Genomic DNA, 20,638 nt, shown 5'->3' with positions numbered 1-20,638 from the left:
TCAATGGATCTTGATAAAAAGTTTCAAGATTAAGAAAAGGAGAAAAACAAGTATGAAAAAATTACTTAGTTTATTAAGTGTATTGACAATTAGTGGAACTGCTGTACCAACAACAATTGCCGCTAGTCCTTATCAAAAAGAAGAAAAATTAAATAATGATATTAATTATTCACAAACAAATAATTTAGAAAATTTAAGTAGAAATAAAAGAGAAAATAATAACATAACTCCTGATGTTAAAGTTTCTTATGAAATTAATGATTATTTTTCTGATTTATGTAATGCTATTAATTTTCTTCAAAATAATGATAATATTAGATTAATTAATCCAGAAACAATAGGTACCACAGAAAGGTATTATGAAACTTATTTTATAAATAGCAATAATAACGACAATAAATACTTTGTTATGCCAATTAACATAGAAAATGATAGAAGAATAAGTTTAATTTTTAGAAGTAGTGATTTTTATTTGCAAGGATTTATTGGTCATCCAACATCTAATAATCAAACTTTAAATGTTTATTATTATTTTAATGATTCAACAATAACAAATGTTTCAGGAACCACAAGTTCACAAAGAATGTCATTTGGTTCAAATTATACTGGTTCTAATGGACTTCGAGCTGATGAAAGAGCACCAATTAGATGAACAGGTATAATAGATGCTTTTCATCAATTAGCAAATTATGGAGAAAATCCTTCTTTTGTTGATAGCAATACACTTCGATCATCTTTTCTTCGTGTTATTTTGGCAACAGCAGAAAGTATGAGATTTAGAGAAGTAAGAAATAATATAATTTCTAATCACAATAGTGATACTTCAACTAGTAATTGAGGTTGATATTTTAACAATTTTTTAAGAAATTGGGATCGTATTTCACAAGAAGCATTAAATTATTTAATTCAACTAGGAACACTAATTGGATTTAATCAACTTCAAAATGTTAATATATTTTCTAAAACATTATCAAAGGATTTTAAATCTTGTAATAGAAGAAGCGCTAGAGATTTAAATAACAATGAATATTGTTTTAATTTACCTGAAAAAATTGCATATTTTAGATCAGATCATGGTATTTCAGAGCACTATGCTGAATATAAAATGGAGAAAAGCGATGAATTTTATGATTTTTCTGAAGTTGAAGTTGGAGAAATTTCTCCTTTAAATTATAATGAAATTGATTTTTTTGGTGAAAAACTAACTAAGGTTAGTTGAGGTAATGATACATATTATGGAAAAAAAATAAATGATACTGATTTAAAAAATAAATTTAAAGATTATGCTTTTAATTTAAATATAAAAGATTATTCTGAAGAAAAATATAAAGAAATTGCAAAAGTTTCTTTATCTGATTCTTGTGAAAAGGATGGGTGGGCATGAATGTGTCACACACAAAAAGTTGGTATAACATTTTATAGAAATCAAGCAACAAAAAAATGACATATTCAAATAATTTCATATAAATGAATTAGATCTGGTGACACCTCTTCTGGTGGTGCTAGTTGAATATGACTTGGAAACGGTATTAAACTAACTTAAAATTTAAAGATATGAAAAAAATATTAAGCCTTTTAGGAACAATCACTTTAATTGGAACAAGTACGACAAGTTTAGTTGCTTGTAATACACCACAAGAATATACACCTGAAGAATTAGATAAATTAAAAAAAGAAAACCAAATAAAGACAAAAAATGAAAATATTAAAAACAATTTAGAATGAATAGCACCACAGGAAAAACCATTTAATGAAAAAGATGATAAGTTATATTATGTAGTATGGCGTGGTGATAAAAATGCTAATTGAAAAATTATTAACTTTAAAAATAACCAGCAAGATAGATTAAAAAATAAAGATGAATATGATAAATATAAACTTGCACTAGTTCAAGATTTAGACTGGCATAGTATATTTGATTTAGCTATTCAAAAAGGTACTTTAATATGAATATTTTGACATAATGATAATCAATATTTTAAATCAGTTTATCGTTGAAACTTAGATACTAATGAACCTAATTTAATTATTGATGAAAACAGTAATGTAAAAGTTAACGGAGAATAGAAAAAAGACATTTAATAATGTCTTTTTTCTATTATTTTGGTTTAATTGTAATTTTAATTTGGTCAGTACTTTTATTTCTAATACCTAAAACATTTGGATTAGAAACATCTACTGTTATATTTTTATCATTACCAAAATATTTATAAATTTTCATAGTTTTTTTATTTCAATAAAATGTTGATAATTCTATATACAATATTTTTGAAAATCTAATTTTTAATTTTAAATCATTAGTATAATATGCTTGTAAATATATTTCTTTAATTTTATCATTAACTTTATTTGCTAATGATGTTATTTGAAGTAAAAATTTTAAATCAACATTTCCGCGATTATAATTATTTTGATAATCACCATAATTTGGCAAACCATTAGTTTTACCAGTAGCAAATGTTTGAATATCATTAGTTATTTTTTTCGTATCTATTATAAAAGTATTTGTAAAATTAACATTGTCAGTTTGTGAAAGTCCTTCTTTTTTTAAAGTTATATTAGACAATAACCCACTATTAAAATCGCAATTATTACGACCACCAGATAAATTAATATCTCTATTAGGAATAAAATTTTCTATTTCTGGTGGTCCACATTCAACTTGCAAATTACCAAGATTACTTATTTCAATATTTTTATAAGCATCTTGGAATTTACTTATACTTTGAATTGTTGGGTCAATTTGTTTTAAATCAATTTCTATTTCATAATAACCTTCATAATAATTATTATTAAATAAATTAATAGGCTCAAATCCAGAATGTTCACTAAAAATTAAAGATTGCGTATTAGTACATTGTGCTGGTGCTGTAATTTTAGTTTTTAATGGTTGGACTGTATTGGCATCTCAGATACCTTTTGTATACTCTGGATAATTATATGGTACTGGTGGCAATACATATTGTGGGTAATTAAAGGTTGGCATTTCATAGTTATGTGGGAGTAAGAAACTAGTTTTATAATTAGTTGTCATATCGCGTAAATAATTATTTAATGTACTTTTTGTTTTACCTCTAAAACTCCATACTGATAATTTTAAGTAATCTTCTTCATTATTAGTATATGGATTATCTGCATAAAAGATGATTTCAAAATTACCTTTATATAATGCTTGAATTGAAAACATATCAATAATATAACTACAATTTGTTCCATCTGGTGTTTGTAAGAATTCGCAATCATTATCTTTTTCACTATCACTAACTGGTGTTTGAGCGTCAACTGATTTGGTTTTTTCATTAATTAAATAAACTCGGTTAGTTTTTTCATTTAATTGTTTTAAATTATAAGTTGAATAAACTAATTCTTTTGTTGGTTTACCATCCTTAGTTAAAACAATACCTTGTACTTTATCAGTTAATAAAGTAGTAAAACCTAAACTATTAGCATTTGCACCAAATATAGCACCAACTTTGTCGTTCCCTTGTTCTCTAAATATTTCAAATGGTAAATAACCCTTACCTTTTGATTTTTCAGACCAAAAGGCATCATTATAAAAACTATAAATATTAGCACTCATAAAACCATTAAGTCATTGAAAATTAGGTCATGATTTTTCGTCTTGGTTAATTACTCAACCTCATGGAATACCAAATGAAATAAAGTTTAAGAACTTACCAACTCCGCCTGGTATCGTAAAAGGATTAAAAACTAACTTTTGAGTATAGTTTAAAGGCAATACAGTAATTTGGCGATTAATAAAATTATTCATATTTAAAATATCTCAAATATTACAGGCACCCATTTTATTAGACTTCTTGCGATACCCTTTTTTATTAAAATATTATTATAAAATATAATTTATGAGGACATAAAAATATGAACAATAATAAATTTAATACTCTTAATGATAGAGAATGGTTAAGATTAACAGGAATAAAAAAATCCACTTTTAATAAAATGTTAGATATTTTAAAAGTTGCTGAAATAGAAAAATTTAAAAAAGGTGGTAAAACTAATAAATTATCATTAGAAAATAGATTATTGATGACTTTATTATATTGACGAGAATATCAGACTTATTTTCATCTTGGTAAAAGTTTTGATATTAGTGAGGCTAATTGTTATCGTAATATTAAGTGAATTGAAGATATTTTAATTAAAAACTCTGATTTTCAACAACTTGCTGGTAAAAAAGCACTAATAAATGATTATTTTAATGATAAAACTATTATTATTGATGCTACCGAAACTCCAATCCAACGCCCAAAAAAAGACAAAAACAATCTTATTCTGGTAAAAAGAAAAAACACACGATCAAAACACAAGTAATTATCGAACAAGAAACCAAAAAAATTATTGCAACAAGTTTTTCGCTCGGAAAAAAACATGATTATGCTTTATTTAAAGAATCAAAAATCCCAATTTTAAAAAATACCAAATTAATAGTTGATAGTGGTTATCAAGGAATACAAAAAAATCACAATAATGTTCTAATACCTACAAAGAAAACAAAGAAAAACCCTTTAAACAAAGAACAAAAGCAATATAATAGACTAGTTTCAAAAATGAGAATTATTATTGAAAATATTTTTGCTATTCTTAAAAAATTTAAAATTATTACAGAAAAATATCGTAATCGAAGAAAAAGATTTGGTTTAAGATTTAATTTAATTGCCTCAATTTATAATTTACAATTATTATATTTAACATAAAATATTTATTTAAAATTAAATAATTTAAATAATAAATTAATTTTTCGTTGTGGAAAAATATTAAATTTTTAAATAAAAAACATAATTAATTAAAATTATATTTTTCTATTAGTATCTTTTTTACAAATATTTGCAATTTTTTAACAAGTAATGCAAGAAGTCTATTATATTCAATTTGAACACTACCTAATGTATTACCAAATTCATCTTTTCTTCTAAAATATGATGAAGCTTGGGTACTAATAATATTATCAACATTTCCACTATTTACTTTTATTTTATTTGGTGGTGTTATTTTTCAATCTTTAGATCAATAAAATTTAGAATCCTTATCTTCTTTATGAATATTTCTACCAACCGTAGAATTAGATGCTGATGTCGTTGCAGGATCAGTTATTAAAATCCCCTCACTATTTTTTTGTTTTCAAAAATCATATCTACTTTCCATATCTTTTTTTCAATCTTCATAACCAGTTATCATTGTTGGTTGAATACCTTGAATGTTATATCAACTTACTTCGGGTGATGCATAAGTATTTATTTTATCAGGTGGAGCAGGAAACATGTTATACATTAATAAGTCTCTTGAATTCATTACTTTTTTATTAAATTGACCTTTAATAATTGGTCGCCCAATTACTGGCATATCAAAAAAGATAGGATTACCATAAAATTTAACTGCCATTGCTCTAACACCAGGGTCTTTTAATAAAACCTCATCTAATTCAACAATACCTTTATTTAATTTTTTATCATAAGTTATTTTAGGAAAACAATAACCTTCACCAGGTGCTGATGTTTGAATAAATTGTCGTACTGATAAACCACTATTACTAATTTTGTATTAATACTTGAAAAAGTAATTTCTTGTCATAAGAAACTGCCATCATAAGGTGAATAATAATTAATAACATTTGAAGGATATAATCATTGTCTATCTTGTGGTGCAGAATTAATATCACCACCACCAATATTTAATCCATGGTCATTAAATACAGTATAAAAATTATAATAATCATTAATATTTAATTTATTGACATCTTCATCTAAAATTAATAAAGTATATTGTCTTTCTGTTGATTGCTGAGTAAATACTTGTTCAAATTTGGCTTCACCAAATTGAATTGAAATTCTATCATCAATCATATACGCATCTCAATATTTACCAACTTTAACTTCTTTTGTATAAAAGTTATCAGCTTTATTATCATTATTAATAAAATAACTTAATTTATATTGTTTTAAGTATTCTAGCATTCTATTAATATCATAAATATTTTCACCATCAATTAATTTTCAATAAATATTATTATTTTCATCTTTTAATTTTATCGCAAAAGGTGTTTCATTATTGGCTCATATAGTTGAGTTAACTGGTTGTTTATTAAAATCATCAATAGTTAATATATTAATTTCTTCACCTTTATATTTTTGTACTATTTTTAAACTACCTTGTCATTGTGCAATCGTACTTTCCATATTATCAAATATGCGTGAATAACTACCATAATCACTTGGTTTGGCATTATTTGGTTTTCAACCCGTTTCTGTATCGGGAATATATGAACTATAAACATTAAAAGGAAATACCATTCAATGTCTATTATCTTTTATGTTTTCTCTGATATCTATTAAAGTATCGTGGGCTTGTCTTCTTAATTCTTCGATAACCCCTGGGTTAATTCTACTCATTTGTTAATTCTCCTTAATTTCTGTTCTACCTTGTAAGGCATTTTGATTATTACCGGTTTCATCATATTCCATTAATTTATTATTATGTTCGATTTCTTTTGCTTGCATTTTATTTTGTCATGCTTCTATTTTTTCTAAATATTTTGCTGCTTCTAATTCATCAATATTTTCATATTCAGTAATTGCCCTTATTGGTTCCATTGTGCCATTATCTAATCTAGCAGTAATTAGTTCATTTTGTCGCATTTGGTCAACTAAACTAGCACTAACAAAATCAAAACCATATTCTCTTTCACCAACACCATCTCATAAACCATAATATTTTAAAACAGTATCAAACATTTTAGTATAGTATTGCTTACGATATGCTTGTAAATATGCTTGTTTTTCTAAGTCTTTTGTTTTAGTTAATAAAGATTGTGTTTTATTTTGGTCATTATCTGATTTATCACCAAAAGGACTAGAAAAATGACATGCTAAATATACTTGTTCAATAATTGATTTTTGGTCTTCGGTATATGTTTCTAATGTTGGTTTTCCTTGTACTACTTGTAAAGATTGGGATAATTGACCATCTACGGCTGATTGTCCTGATTGAATAAAAATATCATCAAAAGCATCTTGTAATACTTTTTTATTACCTTTGTTATAAGCAGTCATTAAATCATCATCTAATATCCCATATCAATGCGTACGATTTGCTCATCTTTCTTTTGATTTAATATTAAAACTATCTTCTAAATCAAATTGTAATTTATAACAATTTGCCATAGTAGGCCATGGGTTTAATGTTGTTGAAGTTGATAAAAATAATGGATTAGGTTCATTAATCATTTCTCAAAAAGGCACAATACCTAATTTGTTTTTAAATTCTTGTACTAAAACAGGTCTAACATCATCTTTAATTTGGGTTTTACTTTGTCCAACAACTACTTCATTATTTTTAGGTCAACCTTTAATAACTATTTTATCTTTGGTACAAATTAAATTTAATATAAATCCACTATCTGATTGATGATAATTTAATCAAATATCAGCACCTTGTTCAATTTCATTTATTTTACTTACTCGTGATGTAAAGTTAAAAGGGTTAATTCATAAATCAATATTGCCATCTGATGTTTCTAATAAACCAAAGATAGTTTTACCCATTAAACTTGCTGTTAATTCATTTTTATCTAATTTTTCTTTTATTTTATAAGTTTCATATCATCAATTTAATTTTTGTAAAATGTCTTTACGATGAGACTTAAATAAAATATCTTTACCATTAACTAATCTCATTTGATGACGAGCAATAATATTGGCTAAATTAATAGTTCAATCATAATTATAAAATTTTAAAACACTATTAATATCATTTAAGTTTGGTAAACTAGGGAAAGTATTATTCATTGTTATTTTTCTCCTTTAATTTTAAAATAAGTGCGTAATTAATAATATTTACTGTTAATAAATTTGGTTCATTTGATAAAACTTGCACACATACTTTAACTTTTTGATATTTCTTAATATATTCGTTATATAAATTTAATTTACATATTGCGATATTATCTTTTTTTAATTCTTTACAAAGTCTTTTTTTAACTTGTCCACAAACAGACATATAAGGTCTTTTTGCATTTATTACACGCTCATCATGTATTACATAAATATCTTTTTTCATTAAGTTAATCACTCCCTTTGTTGTCATAATTTATAATCTGCTGAACTATTATGTTTAACCATTGGTACTAATTCAAAGTGTAAAGCATAAAAATCACTATCAAATGTATCATCATATAAATCTAACATTCGTTCTTCTCTGGCATCTGGTTTATCTTCTCATTGAATTAATTCATATTGGGTTTTACTTACAGGACATTTTTCTCATAATCATTTTAATTGATTAGTATTTATTAACATTGTAAATGCTTCTACACGATGTTTTATTTTAAACTTCTGCTTTTGTGCTGGTTTAAAATTCATGTATTGACCAAAAGTATAATTATATTTTTCTCTATTTAAACTTTCTAATGTTGCATAAGCACTATCATCAACATTAATTGATATTCCTTGTTGTATTAAATTAAAGTATTGGTTTAATTGATTGTTGTAAAACTCTAAAATATCTTTAACTTGTTCTAATGGTCCTTTAAATTGTTGAGTAGCATTTGAGTGTGTATATTCTGCTACTTTATATGCTTTTTTATCAAATAAATTATATATTCAAAAACTAGCAGCGGTTGTATGTCCTTTTGGACTAGTAGAATTTGCTAAGTCAACACCACCTAATAATTTCGTTGGTTGAATAATATCTGTTGCTTGCATAATATCAATATATCTTGCAAAGATTGAACCACTAGTATTGCCTGGTAAACCTCAACTCCAAACTCTTGCTCTTTCAATATCTAACTGCTCTAATCTTAATTGTTCATTAACTTTATCTTGTGGTAATTCATAATTTAATCTTCAACTAGAATAATGAATAATAATCTTCATATTTCATTTTTCAATATAATTAATTTGTTCATATTTACTACGCATTATTTCTTCATTAAAAGGTAATAATTCATTACAATAACCAACAATATATCTTTTTAAGCTTTCAGGATTACAGGTATTAATTGTTATTTTATTTTGATAACCACGAATAGCAAACTCTAAATCACTTAAATCTTTTTGTTGAAATTGATCACATTCTTCTCTTCAATCAATAACTAATTTATATTTATTTAAATCAGCAAATGCTTTTAATTTTTCTTTTCGACTTGGTGAATGTAAACCTTTACAATATATTTTGCTCCCATTTGATAAAGTAAAAGTAAAATTAGATAAATTAATAGTATAAGAAATATTATTTTCATCTAACATATTTCATATATTTTGAAATACACTATCTTTTAAATCTTTACTTCAATACATACTAGCAATAATACAAATTGGTTCTTTAATTAATAAACTAATTTTTAATAATTCACCAAACATTTTAATATTTGAAATAGTTTTACCACTATATCGTGTTCCAATTTGATTAATTTCATTAACTAACTCATATTTCTTTGCAAAGGGATATTTATCACCAATACTACTATTTTGTAATAACCAATAAGGTGTTTCTAACAAATAAGTAAAATGATTAAGCATTATTATCACTTTCTTTTTTTATATCTCTAATATCAGTTTGTAAATTAACAATTATTGGCTGTTGATTATTTAAGTTTAATTCTTGTTCTAACTGTTTTTCTTGCAGTGAATACTTATGATTAAATGCACGCTGTCAATATAATCTAGTACCTTCTGGCGTTTTAACCATTTGTTTAATAAGTTCACTTTCTATTTTATCAATTTGTCTTTCAAGTAAAGGAACTATCTTTTCGCTCTTGTAATTTTCATATCTTCATCTATTAGAAAGATTGAATTTATTGGTTAAATCGTTTAAAGTATAGGGAATATTAGGCAATTTATCACGTCAAAACTGCTCAATTTTACGCTCAAATGTGCGTAAACTTGCTGTTTTTGGATTAAATTCTTTCATTTTTACTCCTTTTTGCATATTAAAATTGCTATTATTTAATGAATATGATTAAATAAAAGAGTAATAAAGAAACTTACAAAGAACTAAACACCTATCAAAATGCATTAAAGAACTTAATATTATTTTTATTATGTTTATTTTATATCAAAAAAAGACTTTTTCAAGTCTTAATTTTTTAATTTATAAACAAGTTTTTAGAGCTTTGGAAAATCTATTAAACTTTTATAAATATAACTTAAATATAACACTTTATACAAAAATGTCAAATAAATTTTTAAAATTTTATTTTTTTATGATAAAACTATTTTCAGAAAGGGAGCTTTTGGATATGAGAAAATTTAAACATTTAAGTATTAATGAAAAAATTATATTAAAGGATTTATCTATATCAGAATTATATAAAAAGAAAAATGGTAAGATTAATTATTCAAAGATAGCACGTTTTATGGGAAGAGATAAGGAAACAATTCGGCGTGAACTTAAAAAGTTTAAGGAATATGATCCTTTAAAATCACAAAAACAATATCTTAAAAATAGAAAAAATTCTAAAAAACATATTACTTTAACAGTTAAACAGATTAAGTGATTAAATAAAAATTTTAATACTTTACATAATACTCCAGAAACAATTTGCAAATTATATGAACAAGAATTTAATGAAAAGTTTCCGATGTGTTTTAAAACACTTTATAAATATATTTATTTAGGATTATTTAATATGGATAAAAAATATCTTTATTTTAAAGGAAAGAAACGAAAAACGAAAAATAGTACTGATAATCGTGGTAAATTATCAAATTACAGAACTATTGAAGAATCAAAGCATGATAGATATGAATTTGGTTGATTTCAAATGGATTGTATTGTTGGTGCTGATCATAAATCAGTTGTTCTTACTTTTACAGAAGAATTAACAAATTTTACTATTGCTGAAAAATTAAAAGAACAAACTGCAGAAGAAGTTGTTAAAACTATTAGAAGTATCTTTAAGAATAGATTATTTAAAAAATGTATTAAAGGTATTATAACTGATCAAGGTAAAGAATTTAGTAAATGAAAAGAAATTGAAAAAATTACTAATGCGAATGTATACTTTTGCGATCCTGGAACTCCAACTCAAAAACCAAAAGTTGAAAGAATGAATCGTGATATTAGACATTGGTTACCACCAGGAACTGATTTTAATTTAGTTGATACTAAAAAGTTAAATTGAATTATGAAAACAATTAATGAAAAACTACGACCCTCATTGAACTGAATATCTTCTAAAAAAGCATTTAATTTTTTAGCATTAGTTACTAAGTAAATTTATTTGAAAAACTTAATAAATTATTTTTCGTTGTGCTAAAATAAGAACAAATTAAAAAAATAACACAAAAAGAGTTGCATTATTTTTTAATGGTGTTATTATCTAATCAATAAGAGCTTTTGGAAAAGCGCACTTGCATTTACAATTTACAAATGAAAAAAAATTACTAATTTTAATGATTTAGAACAAGCAATAAATATACGTTGTAAAGTAACAGATATAGAATTTGAAATAAAATCAAAATTTAACCCAGCGATTGTTGATACAATTAAGAAACAGGAAGCATTAATATTTAATATCGATATTGCTTAATTTAATTATTTTAGTATAAAAAAACATCTCTTCTGAGATGTTTTTTTATACTAAACGGTTGTATCATTCAACGATTAAAGCATCATTAATATTACTATTTAGTTCTTCACGAACAGGGAAACGAACATATGTTCCAGTCATCTTAGCTTTATCAAATTTTACAAATTCTAACGTGCTAACTTGACTTTGTAAACTTTCTAAGATTTTAACATTTTTTTGTGAACTTTCTTTAACGCTAATAACATCACCTGGTTTACAACTATATGATGGAATATCAACTTTTTTTCCATTTACTAAAATATGTGCATGGTTTACTAATTGACGAGCTCCAGCTCTTGTTTGTGCTAATCCCATCCGGTGAACAATGTTATCTAAACGTGATTCTAACATAATTAAGAAGTTAGTTCCGGTAATTCCTTTCATTTTTTTTGATTTACTGTAAGTATTACGGAATTGACGTTCTGTTAAACCATACATGTAACGAACTTTTTGTTTTTCATGTAATTGTAATCCGTAGTTTGACAATTTTGTTCGGCGTTGCCCATGTTGACCTGGGGCTGTTGTTCTTTTTTTCCCTTTTGAAAATTCTTTGTCATTTTCTAAGATACTAAATCCGTATCGTCTTGCTTTTTTAAATGTACTTCCACGATAACGTGCCATTAAAAAAACCTCCTATATATCATTGTGACATACAAAAAGATTCATTGAATTACTCTAATAATGGAAATTTTTTGCTTCACCCTAACAGCTAGGGTTACTTTTAATGGTTAAATCATAAGTGTTTAAAAACTAAGAACATTACTATGCAATTCTGCTGCTTCTCTGTGTTGTCTAGGAGTTATTGTATAATAAAATACAGGATAATTCAATATTTTTTTAATTTTTAATGTAATATTTTTGGCAAGTGCTATAATTCAATTGATATGTAGTTTGATGGGGGCAAGATAAAATGGGTAATGTTATTAATAATATTATTAGTAATCCACTTAAATTAACATTATTTATTTTATTTTTTGTTTGCTTGTTATTATTAAGTATTACACTTTTATTTTGGGGCAGAAAACGGCATTTAAAAACAGTTGAAATTAAAATTTTACAAAAGTTTGATATTTTAAAACGATTACCATTAAAACATAAAGTTTTTCGAATTTCAGAAATTGCTCGTCATAATAATCGTTATGCTAAAGATCTCGTGGTTTGACGAACAAAATATGAAATTATTTATGAAAAAAAGTTAATAAGTTGTTTAGAAGTATTTCGCAAACTATATCAAATTAATAAGACAACGCCAAAAAAGATGCCCAAGTTATCTGCTCAAAAAATTATTCCATTATTAAAAGAATTAACATTACTGGAAGAAGAAGCTCGTCGTTTATTAGATGAAATTAATAGTCAATTACAGATTGAATTATTACAACGCGATTATATTTTAGCGCATAAAAAAATGTTTAATTCATTATTAGAAGATGCCGTTAAACTGCAAATGAATGTTTCGTTAGATACGAAAAAAATTAATGATTTTGAACGAAATATTGAAGGAATGTTTGATGAGTTTGAAGATTATTTAACAGCTGGTAATTTTGCAAAGACAGAACAAATTTTATCAAACATTACTACTTCATTAATAATCTTTGTTGAAATTTTAGATAATATTCCACAAATTAAAACATTATTAACAAAAGTAGTTCCAAACAAATTATCTTTGTTAAAAGATAAATATGTTTTATTTAATAAGGATGAAAATAGTCGTGATGTCTTAAAATATAGTTTTGATGAATTAACAAAAAATATTGATGAAACAAAAATTTTAATTTCAAAGTATATAGATAATTTACAATATAAAAAAGCAACGAAAAAAACAATTGAAATTATTAATCATATTAGTGATTTTGATCAAACAATTGAGCATCAAAAAGCAATCATTGCATGTTTTAAAAAATATTATAAAGTTGTGATGGAATATATTAATAAAATTGAACGTAGTTTTAATGTCATTTCACGACAAATTGAAGCCTTACGTAGTTCATCAACCTTAACCGAATATGAAGAAGGTGTTTATCGTGAAGCAATGGGTAAAACAAAAGAATTAAAGCATGATACAAATCGTTTAGTATTAGAAATAAATCGTAATGGCCGTGATTATATTGGTTTTAATAAAGAACTAGTTCGTTTATTAGAAAATGCGGTTGTTGCTCAAGAAGCCTTAGAAAATGTTGTGAAGATTATTGAAAAGCGTAATTTTGCGGAAACTGAAATTCGAAAAACAATTCATTTATTGGAAGTTGTTTTATTACAAGCTGAAGTCCGATTAAATCAATTACAATATCGAAAATTATTAACAAAATATGAAAAATCAATTAATGATTATCGAACAGCCCTTGAAAAGGTTAAACAACTCTCGTTTGATGTTAATAATCGTTATGAAGTTGATGAGGTAACAGGAAAACTAAATCGCCTAAAAATAGAAGTGTTAAAATTATTTGAAAAAATTAAAAATAATATTTTATTAGATTTATTAGCGCAAGAAACATTAGTTTATGCCCAAAAATATATTTTAACAAATGATGATGTTGATGATCAGTTACGAAATGCCCAAATTGCATATCGTGATGGGGATTATGATGGATCATTGTTTTTAACATTAAAAATTATTAATGAAGAACGAGGAAAAAAGAAATAAAAAATGGAGTATAAAATGAATTTTGATGTAATATTAGTTCGTTATGGAGAGTTGACAACAAAAGGGAAAAATCGGAATGATTTTACTAGGGTGTTAGTCAATAATATTAAAAATAAGTTACAAGGATATGAAAAACAATATCGCTTAAAGAAAGAATTTGATCGGTTATTTATTGAATTATTAGATCCAACCGTTAGTGAAGCAGTTATTAATATTGTTAAAAATGTTTTTGGTTCATCATCACTTTCATTGGCAAAACGTGTTGATCGGGATTTAACAACAATTGCTAATTGTGCAATTACATTAGTTCAATATTATCAACCAGATACTTTTAAGTTAGAAGTTCGTCGGAGCGATAAAACATTTCCATTAACTTCAACGGAAATTAAGCAACAATTAGCACCAAAAATTTTGCAACAAACAGATGTTAAAGTTGACGTTCATCATCCAACTTTGCAAATTGATGTTGAAATTCGTCGTGAATTTACCTATGTTTTCATTAACAAAATTAAAACCATTGGTGGTTTACCAGTTGGAATCTCTGGGCGAGGATTAGTAATGTTATCGGGGGGAATTGATTCCCCGGTTGCTGCTTTTTTAACAATGAAACGGGGAATGAATGTTGAATATTTACATTTTGCAACACCACCCCACACAAGTGAAGAATCCTTAGAAAAAGTTAAAACTTTAGTGCAAAAATTACATTATTATACTGGTCAAAATCAACAAAAATTGCATGTTGTTAATTTTTCAATGTTGCAACATGAACTAATGCATATTCCTGATGCAAGTTATCGAATTACGATTATGCGCCGGATGTTTTATCGAATTGCAAACATTTTAGCTACAAAATGAAATTGTCAGGCAATTATTACTGGTGAATCATTGGGGCAAGTTGCATCACAAACAATTGAAAGTATCAATGTTATTAATAACGTTTCAACATTACCAGTGTTACGTCCAGTATTATGTTTTGATAAAAATGAAATCATTGCAATTGCAAAAGAAATTGATACTTATCAAACATCAATTTTACCGTTTGAAGATTGTTGCAGTCTTTTTGTTCCAAAAAATCCAGTGACAAAACCACGCATAAAACAAACGGAATTCCAAGAACAAAATTTAATGTGACAAGAAATAATTGATGTTATAATTAATAAGAATATAAAGACATATGTAATTGACAGGGATGAGATCTATGAAGAAAGCTAATCTTTTTCAAAAAAAGAAAGAAACATCAAAAACACTAGTTAATGAACGAGCATTACGATCAACAGAACGTTCACGAACTAATTTTTTAGAAGAAACAATTTTAATTGATGAAGAATTTTTAATCATTCGTGATTTTAAAGATGATGATATTAAAGTTGTAAATATGAACAAAGAGAAAAATAATTTTTATAATGAAAATGCTATTGATTTAGAAAAAGTATTATTACAAGAAATGACACCAAAGAAAAACCCCCGTTTATGGCGTTTTTTAGTTTTTGGAATTTTAGCAATTTTAATTGTTGTAATGATTATTATTATTGTCATTAAACTATAAAATTAGGCCACAATTGTGGTTTTTATTTTCTTTTTCGTTAAAATGAAAGTAGAAAGAGGTAACAAGTATGATGATTCCCCACTTAAATGTTCGAACAAGTTACAGTTTATTATCATCTTTAATTACATTTGATAAATATTTTAATTATGCAACAATGAATGGATTTTCAACTTTAGCAATTTGTGATAGTAATATGTTTGGTGTTTATGAGTTTCATCAGCTTGCTAAAAAAAACAATATTAAACCAATTATTGGGTTAAATGTTACGATGTTGTTTGATGATGAATCATATAATCTAAATTTATTTGCCCGTAACCAAAAAGGATATTTTAATTTAGTTGAAATTTCATCATTAATAATGATTAATGCTGAACATAAAACAACATTAACTTTTGACGACCTTAGTAAGTTTTTAACAACTGATTTAAAAATTATTATTAATTATACTGTTGATAATTATCAACCAAAAGTATTTCAAACGTTAAAAAATAATTTAGTTAAGATAAATGATTTATTTTTAGGCGTGAATAATGGGAATGCCGTGCTATTAGATCGCTTTCTTAGTTTAGGAGCAGCAAAACAGATTATTTGGAATAACAAAGTGCAATATTTTACCAGTGATGATTTTACCGCTTATAAAGTTGTTGATACGATTAAAACACAAACTTTATTTAAGGAAAGTAAATTAAATGATTTATATGGTTGAGTTGCACCACCGAGTCGTTATGAAGAATACTTTGAAAACATTAAGCAGTTTATTACTGATATTGAAATTTTTCCATTAAACAAAGGGACTATTTTTGATAATTTGTTACAATATCCACTTCCAAATGGTGAAACATCACAACAATTTTTAGCAGAAATTTGTCAAACAACGTTAAAAGCAAAAAAGTTAAATGGTTTTCATGGCAAATATGAAGCACGGTTAAGTTATGAATTAGATGTTATTGATAAAATGGGTTTTAATGATTATTTTTTAATTGTTTGAGATTATGTTCGTTATGCTAAACAACAAAATGTTTTTGTTGGTCCGGGGCGTGGAAGTGCTGCTGGAAGTTTAGTCAGTTATTTGTTAGACATTACAACAATTGATCCGATTGCTTATAATCTTCTTTTTGAACGTTTTTTAAATCCGGAACGAAAAAGTTTGCCTGATATTGATATTGACTTTCAAGATGATAAACGGGAAATGATTGTTGAATATTTGTTTGAAAAGTATGGGAGAGACCATGTCGCACATATTGTTACTTTTCAAACGATTGGGATGAAAATGGCAATTCGTGATATTTGTCGAATTTTTGACATTGCAATTGAAGAGGCTGATAAAATGAGTAAGGCAGTTCCCTTGGAATATAATTATCATTATGAGCAAGCAATTGGTTCTAATCCTGTTTTTGAAATTTATCAAAAAAAATATCCCCAAGTATTTTTACATTTACAAAAAATTATTGGTTTGCCACGTCAAACAGGAACCCACGCCGCGGGAGTTGTGTTAACACAGCAACGGTTACAAGAAATTATTCCAGTTAAAGAAGGTTATAATGGCATTTATCAAACGCAATATTCAATGAATTATTTAGAAGAACTTGGAATTTTGAAAATGGATTTATTAGGATTACGAAATTTAACAATTTTACATGATGTTGTTGATAATATTTATCAAGAAGCAAAAGTAAAATTAGATGTTAATAAATTGCCATTAAATGATCAAAAAACTTATCATTTGTTAGCTCAAGGTGATACAAAAGGGATTTTTCAGTTAGAATCACCTGGAATGACGAAAGTGTTAGTTGATATGGTTCCTGATCAGTTAGAAGACATTGTAGCAACTTCGTCATTATATCGACCAGGACCACAAGATAATATTCCATTGTTTATTCAACGAAAAAAAAATTTAACAAAAGTTACCTATATTGATGATCGCTTAACTGAAATTTTAGCACCAACATATGGCATTATTGTTTATCAAGAACAAGTTATGTTAATTGCCCAAAAAGTTGCTAATTTCTCATTAGCCAAAGCTGATGTTTTACGCCGGGCAATGGGGAAAAAGGATGCTAGTATTATGGCCCAAATGAAAACTGAATTTATTAAAGAAGCAATTAAAAATCATTATGTTGAAAAAACTGCTCAAGAAATTTGAGAATTAATTTATAAATTTGCCGCCTATGGTTTTAACCGGAGCCATGCTGTTGCTTATTCGCTATTAGGTTATCAAATGGCATATTTAAAAGCAAATTACCCTTCACAGTTTTTAGCTAGTTTATTAACGAATGTGATTGGTGATGAACATAAAACAAATGATTATATTGCCTTAGCAAAAAAGAATCATTTAACAATTGTTCCACCCAATATTAATGCTCCGTATCGCCAATATCATACGGTTGACAATCAAATTTGTGTTCCTTTATTAATCATTAAACAAATTGGTTTTGCTTTCTTTAAAAAAATTGCTAGTGAATATCAAAGTAATGGTACTTTTGGTGATTTATATGACTTATTTATTCGTTTATATAAAAAAGGGTTAAATCGAAAAACTTATGAAGCATTATGTTTTTCAGGAGCATTAGATTTATTTAAAATGAATCGTGTTACTTTATTTAATAATTATCAACGAATTATTACCTATATTGAATTAATTAAAACCCAAGAAGAAAATGAAAACTTAGTTGTTGATTTTTCTCTAGCTGAAAAACCAGAGTTAGTAATGGAACCAGATGATGAGGTTATTTGTTTGGAAAAAGAATATGAGTTTTTAGGGTTTTACTTATCAAACCATCCGCTAAAGTATATTCGTGAAAAAGAAGATTATCAAGATAAAACAACCCTAATTAGTAATTTACGATTAAGTTTGGGGTCAACAAATGTTTTAGTATTAGTAAAACGAAGTAAAGTAATTACTGATAAAAATAATAATAAGATGGCTTTTTTAGATTGCTACGATGAAACTGGAGAAATTAGTATTACTGCTTTTGCTGGGATTTATAAAGATTATGCTAATTTGTTAAAGGTAAATAATGTTTTGTTATTAAATATTAAATTAGGAACATATAATAATAAGATTAATGGAATTATTAATCGCATTAAATTTATTAGTGGGGAGCAAGAATAAATGTTTATTGAAATTATTGCAACAAATTATCATGATTGTCAAATTATTGCGCAAGCAGGAAATATTAGCCGGATTGAATTGTGTGCTGATTTAAACCGTGGTGGTTTAACCCCACCATATGATGTTATTAAAGAAAGCGCTGCCGGAATTAAAATACCAATTCGTGTTATTGTCCGTCATCGTGATACAGATTTTTATTGTCCTGATGATGAATATCAACAAATTAAAAAGGATATTGCCTATATTAAGACAACTAAAGCGGAAGGGATTGTTGTTGGTATTTTAAAACCCGATTATCAAATTGATCTTGTTCGAATGCAAGAATTAGTTACCTTAGCATATCAATTAGCAGTTACTTTTCATCGCGCATTTGATTTAATTCCTGATAAAATAGCAGCAGTTCAACAACTAGCACAGTTAGAGGTTAAGACAATTTTAACCAAAGGAGGAGCGGCACCAATTATGGAAAATTTGGCAATGTTACAAGCATTACGTAATTATGGTGTGCAAATTCAAGGTGGCAGTGGGATTAATTTAACTAATTATGAAACAATTAGTCAATATTGTGATGCTGTTCATTTGGGCAGTGCGGTGCACGAAGATGGAACATGGGAAACAAAGATTAATTTATCAAAATTACAACAATTACAATAAGGGTTAAAAATTTAATTAAAGTACCAAAAATTATTTTATAATTACCAATTAATCGCACACTTTTTCTAAAATTATTAAAAAAAGTAATATAATTATTTGGTAAAGATTTAATGAGAAAGAGGGTTAAAGATGAATGTATTAGAAAATACACTTAAAAAAATTAATGAATTTTCAAAGAAAATTAAAATTATTTTTCCGGAAGGAAATTCAGAACGAATTCAAGAAGTTACAAAACAATTAATTGGAACAAATATTACTCCAGTTCTTGTTTTTAAAACTTATGCTGAAGTTCCAACGACAATTGCTGATTGTCAAGCAGAAGTTTTAATTGCTGAAGAACAAAATATGGCAGAATTAGCTGAATATTTAGTGGACCTACGAAAAGGAAAAGTTTCAATTGCAGAAGCAACACGATTAGTTGGTGAATGTAATTATTTGGCTGTCTTATGAGTTAAAAAAGGTTTAGCTAATGGAATGGTTGGGGGAATTACTTATGATACAAAAGATATTATTGGTCCAGCGTTACGAATTATTAAAGCTAAACCAGGGGTTAAATTAGTTTCATCATTCTTTTTAATGGTTCGTAATGATGAACGTTATATTTTTACTGACTGTGCATTAAACATTGACCCAACAGCGGAAGAACTAGCGGATATTGCTTATTTAGGATATGAAGCAAGTCAAGTCTTTGAATTTAAAAAACCACAAATGGCCTTATTATCATTTTCAACAAAAGGATCAGGACGAGGAACTTCTGTTGATAAAGTTCGTGAAGCATATGAAATTTTAAAAGCAAAAGAATTGAAAGATTGTCGAATTGATGGGGAATTTCAATTTGATGCGGCATGAGATGATACAATTCGGAACAAAAAAGCACCAACATCATCTTTAACAGCCCCAGCCGATATTTTTGTTTTTCCAAATTTAGATGCTGGAAATATTGGATATAAAATTGCTCAACGTTTAGGGGGATTTGAAGCGGTTGGTCCAATTGTAATTGGCTTAGATCGTCCTGTTAATGACTTATCGCGGGGAGCAACAATTAATGATATTTATAACACCGTTCTTGTTACGGCATACTTATGTGTATATAAATAATAA

The 20,638-nt window shown here is 26.3% G+C and carries 19 protein-coding genes; 11 read left to right on the top strand and 8 right to left on the bottom strand.

Going from position 1 to position 20,638, the window contains the following annotated elements:
- Positions 1 to 52: 52 nt before the first annotated feature.
- A complete protein-coding gene (locus tag MSROBK_RS08255; protein ID WP_040093936.1) occupies positions 53 to 1,543 on the top strand; it encodes a ribosome-inactivating family protein in 1,491 nt (496 codons plus the stop codon).
- 11 nt (positions 1,544 to 1,554) lie between these two features.
- Positions 1,555 to 2,067, top strand: a complete 513-nt coding sequence (locus tag MSROBK_RS08250; protein WP_040093934.1) for a lipoprotein — start codon at positions 1,555 to 1,557, stop codon at positions 2,065 to 2,067.
- A 31-nt stretch (positions 2,068 to 2,098) separates the two neighbouring features.
- Here MSROBK_RS08250 and MSROBK_RS08245 read toward each other — a convergent pair whose 3' ends face one another.
- Positions 2,099 to 3,772 carry a hypothetical protein gene (locus MSROBK_RS08245; protein ID WP_159373256.1) on the bottom strand — a complete coding sequence of 558 codons (1,674 nt, stop codon included), beginning with the start codon at positions 3,770 to 3,772 and terminating at the stop codon, positions 2,099 to 2,101.
- A 107-nt stretch (positions 3,773 to 3,879) separates the two neighbouring features.
- Between MSROBK_RS08245 and MSROBK_RS14080 the strand changes: the two genes are divergently transcribed.
- Both MSROBK_RS14080 and MSROBK_RS14075 read left to right on the top strand, forming a co-directional pair.
- Positions 3,880 to 4,332 carry an IS5 family transposase gene (locus MSROBK_RS14080; RefSeq protein WP_040092446.1) on the top strand — a complete coding sequence of 151 codons (453 nt, stop codon included), beginning with the start codon at positions 3,880 to 3,882 and terminating at the stop codon, positions 4,330 to 4,332.
- A complete protein-coding gene (locus MSROBK_RS14075) occupies positions 4,317 to 4,715 on the top strand; it encodes a transposase family protein (protein ID WP_242441474.1) in 399 nt (132 codons plus the stop codon). The genes MSROBK_RS14080 and MSROBK_RS14075 overlap by 16 nt, the downstream gene beginning before the upstream one ends.
- Before the next feature lie 85 nt (positions 4,716 to 4,800).
- Here MSROBK_RS14075 and MSROBK_RS08235 read toward each other — a convergent pair whose 3' ends face one another.
- The 6 genes from MSROBK_RS08235 to MSROBK_RS08210 all read right to left on the bottom strand — a co-directional run bounded on the left by MSROBK_RS08235 (position 4,801) and on the right by MSROBK_RS08210 (position 9,924).
- Positions 4,801 to 5,400 (bottom strand): hypothetical protein, encoded by a 600-nt coding sequence (locus tag MSROBK_RS08235; RefSeq protein WP_040093929.1) that lies wholly within the window; start codon positions 5,398 to 5,400, stop codon positions 4,801 to 4,803.
- A 74-nt stretch (positions 5,401 to 5,474) separates the two neighbouring features.
- A complete protein-coding gene (locus MSROBK_RS08230) occupies positions 5,475 to 6,407 on the bottom strand; it encodes a hypothetical protein (RefSeq protein WP_040093927.1) in 933 nt (310 codons plus the stop codon).
- A 3-nt stretch (positions 6,408 to 6,410) separates the two neighbouring features.
- On the bottom strand, positions 6,411 to 7,802 hold the full coding sequence (locus tag MSROBK_RS08225) for a hypothetical protein (RefSeq protein WP_040093925.1): 1,392 nt from the start codon (positions 7,800 to 7,802) through the stop codon (positions 6,411 to 6,413).
- Entirely contained in the window at positions 7,795 to 8,073 is a 279-nt protein-coding gene (locus MSROBK_RS08220; protein ID WP_040093922.1) for a hypothetical protein, read from the bottom strand. Before MSROBK_RS08220 ends, MSROBK_RS08225 begins: the two co-directional genes overlap by 8 nt.
- Entirely contained in the window at positions 8,073 to 9,533 is a 1,461-nt protein-coding gene (locus MSROBK_RS08215) for a PBSX family phage terminase large subunit (RefSeq protein WP_040093919.1), read from the bottom strand. Before MSROBK_RS08215 ends, MSROBK_RS08220 begins: the two co-directional genes overlap by 1 nt.
- Positions 9,526 to 9,924: a hypothetical protein gene (locus MSROBK_RS08210; protein WP_040093917.1), complete on the bottom strand. Its 399-nt coding sequence runs from the start codon at positions 9,922 to 9,924 to the stop codon at positions 9,526 to 9,528. The genes MSROBK_RS08215 and MSROBK_RS08210 overlap by 8 nt, the downstream gene beginning before the upstream one ends.
- Before the next feature lie 328 nt (positions 9,925 to 10,252).
- Here MSROBK_RS08210 and MSROBK_RS08205 point away from each other — a divergent pair, with 328 nt between their 5' ends.
- Positions 10,253 to 11,230, top strand: coding sequence for an IS30 family transposase (locus tag MSROBK_RS08205; protein WP_040093915.1), 978 nt, complete (start codon positions 10,253 to 10,255; stop codon positions 11,228 to 11,230).
- A 360-nt stretch (positions 11,231 to 11,590) separates the two neighbouring features.
- Here MSROBK_RS08205 and rpsD read toward each other — a convergent pair whose 3' ends face one another.
- Positions 11,591 to 12,205, bottom strand: a complete 615-nt coding sequence (gene rpsD / locus MSROBK_RS08200) for a 30S ribosomal protein S4 (protein ID WP_040093914.1) — start codon at positions 12,203 to 12,205, stop codon at positions 11,591 to 11,593.
- 289 nt (positions 12,206 to 12,494) lie between these two features.
- On the opposite strand from rpsD, the gene MSROBK_RS08195 reads away from it, so the two are divergent.
- The 6 genes from MSROBK_RS08195 (at position 12,495) to pta (ending at position 20,635) form a co-directional block, all read left to right on the top strand.
- A complete protein-coding gene (locus MSROBK_RS08195) occupies positions 12,495 to 14,225 on the top strand; it encodes a septation ring formation regulator EzrA (protein WP_040093913.1) in 1,731 nt (576 codons plus the stop codon).
- A 15-nt stretch (positions 14,226 to 14,240) separates the two neighbouring features.
- Positions 14,241 to 15,437 (top strand): tRNA uracil 4-sulfurtransferase ThiI, encoded by a 1,197-nt coding sequence (thiI, locus tag MSROBK_RS08190; protein WP_040094056.1) that lies wholly within the window; start codon positions 14,241 to 14,243, stop codon positions 15,435 to 15,437.
- Entirely contained in the window at positions 15,424 to 15,771 is a 348-nt protein-coding gene (locus MSROBK_RS08185) for a hypothetical protein (RefSeq protein ID WP_040093912.1), read from the top strand. The genes thiI and MSROBK_RS08185 overlap by 14 nt, the downstream gene beginning before the upstream one ends.
- A gap of 70 nt (positions 15,772 to 15,841) precedes the next feature.
- A complete protein-coding gene (locus MSROBK_RS08180; protein ID WP_227991207.1) occupies positions 15,842 to 18,883 on the top strand; it encodes a DNA polymerase III subunit alpha in 3,042 nt (1,013 codons plus the stop codon).
- Positions 18,884 to 19,537, top strand: a complete 654-nt coding sequence (locus MSROBK_RS08175) for a copper homeostasis protein CutC (protein WP_040093908.1) — start codon at positions 18,884 to 18,886, stop codon at positions 19,535 to 19,537.
- Between the two features lie 129 nt (positions 19,538 to 19,666).
- Positions 19,667 to 20,635, top strand: coding sequence for a phosphate acetyltransferase (gene pta / locus MSROBK_RS08170; RefSeq protein WP_040093906.1), 969 nt, complete (start codon positions 19,667 to 19,669; stop codon positions 20,633 to 20,635).
- Positions 20,636 to 20,638: the final 3 nt, after the last annotated feature.

This window comes from Spiroplasma poulsonii, assembly GCF_009866525.1.
In the GTDB taxonomy this organism is placed as follows: Bacteria; Bacillota_I; Bacilli_A; order Mycoplasmatales; family Mycoplasmataceae; genus Spiroplasma; species Spiroplasma poulsonii.
Note: the sequence above shows the minus strand (reverse complement) of the source record. Positions and strands in the feature narration are given on the sequence as shown.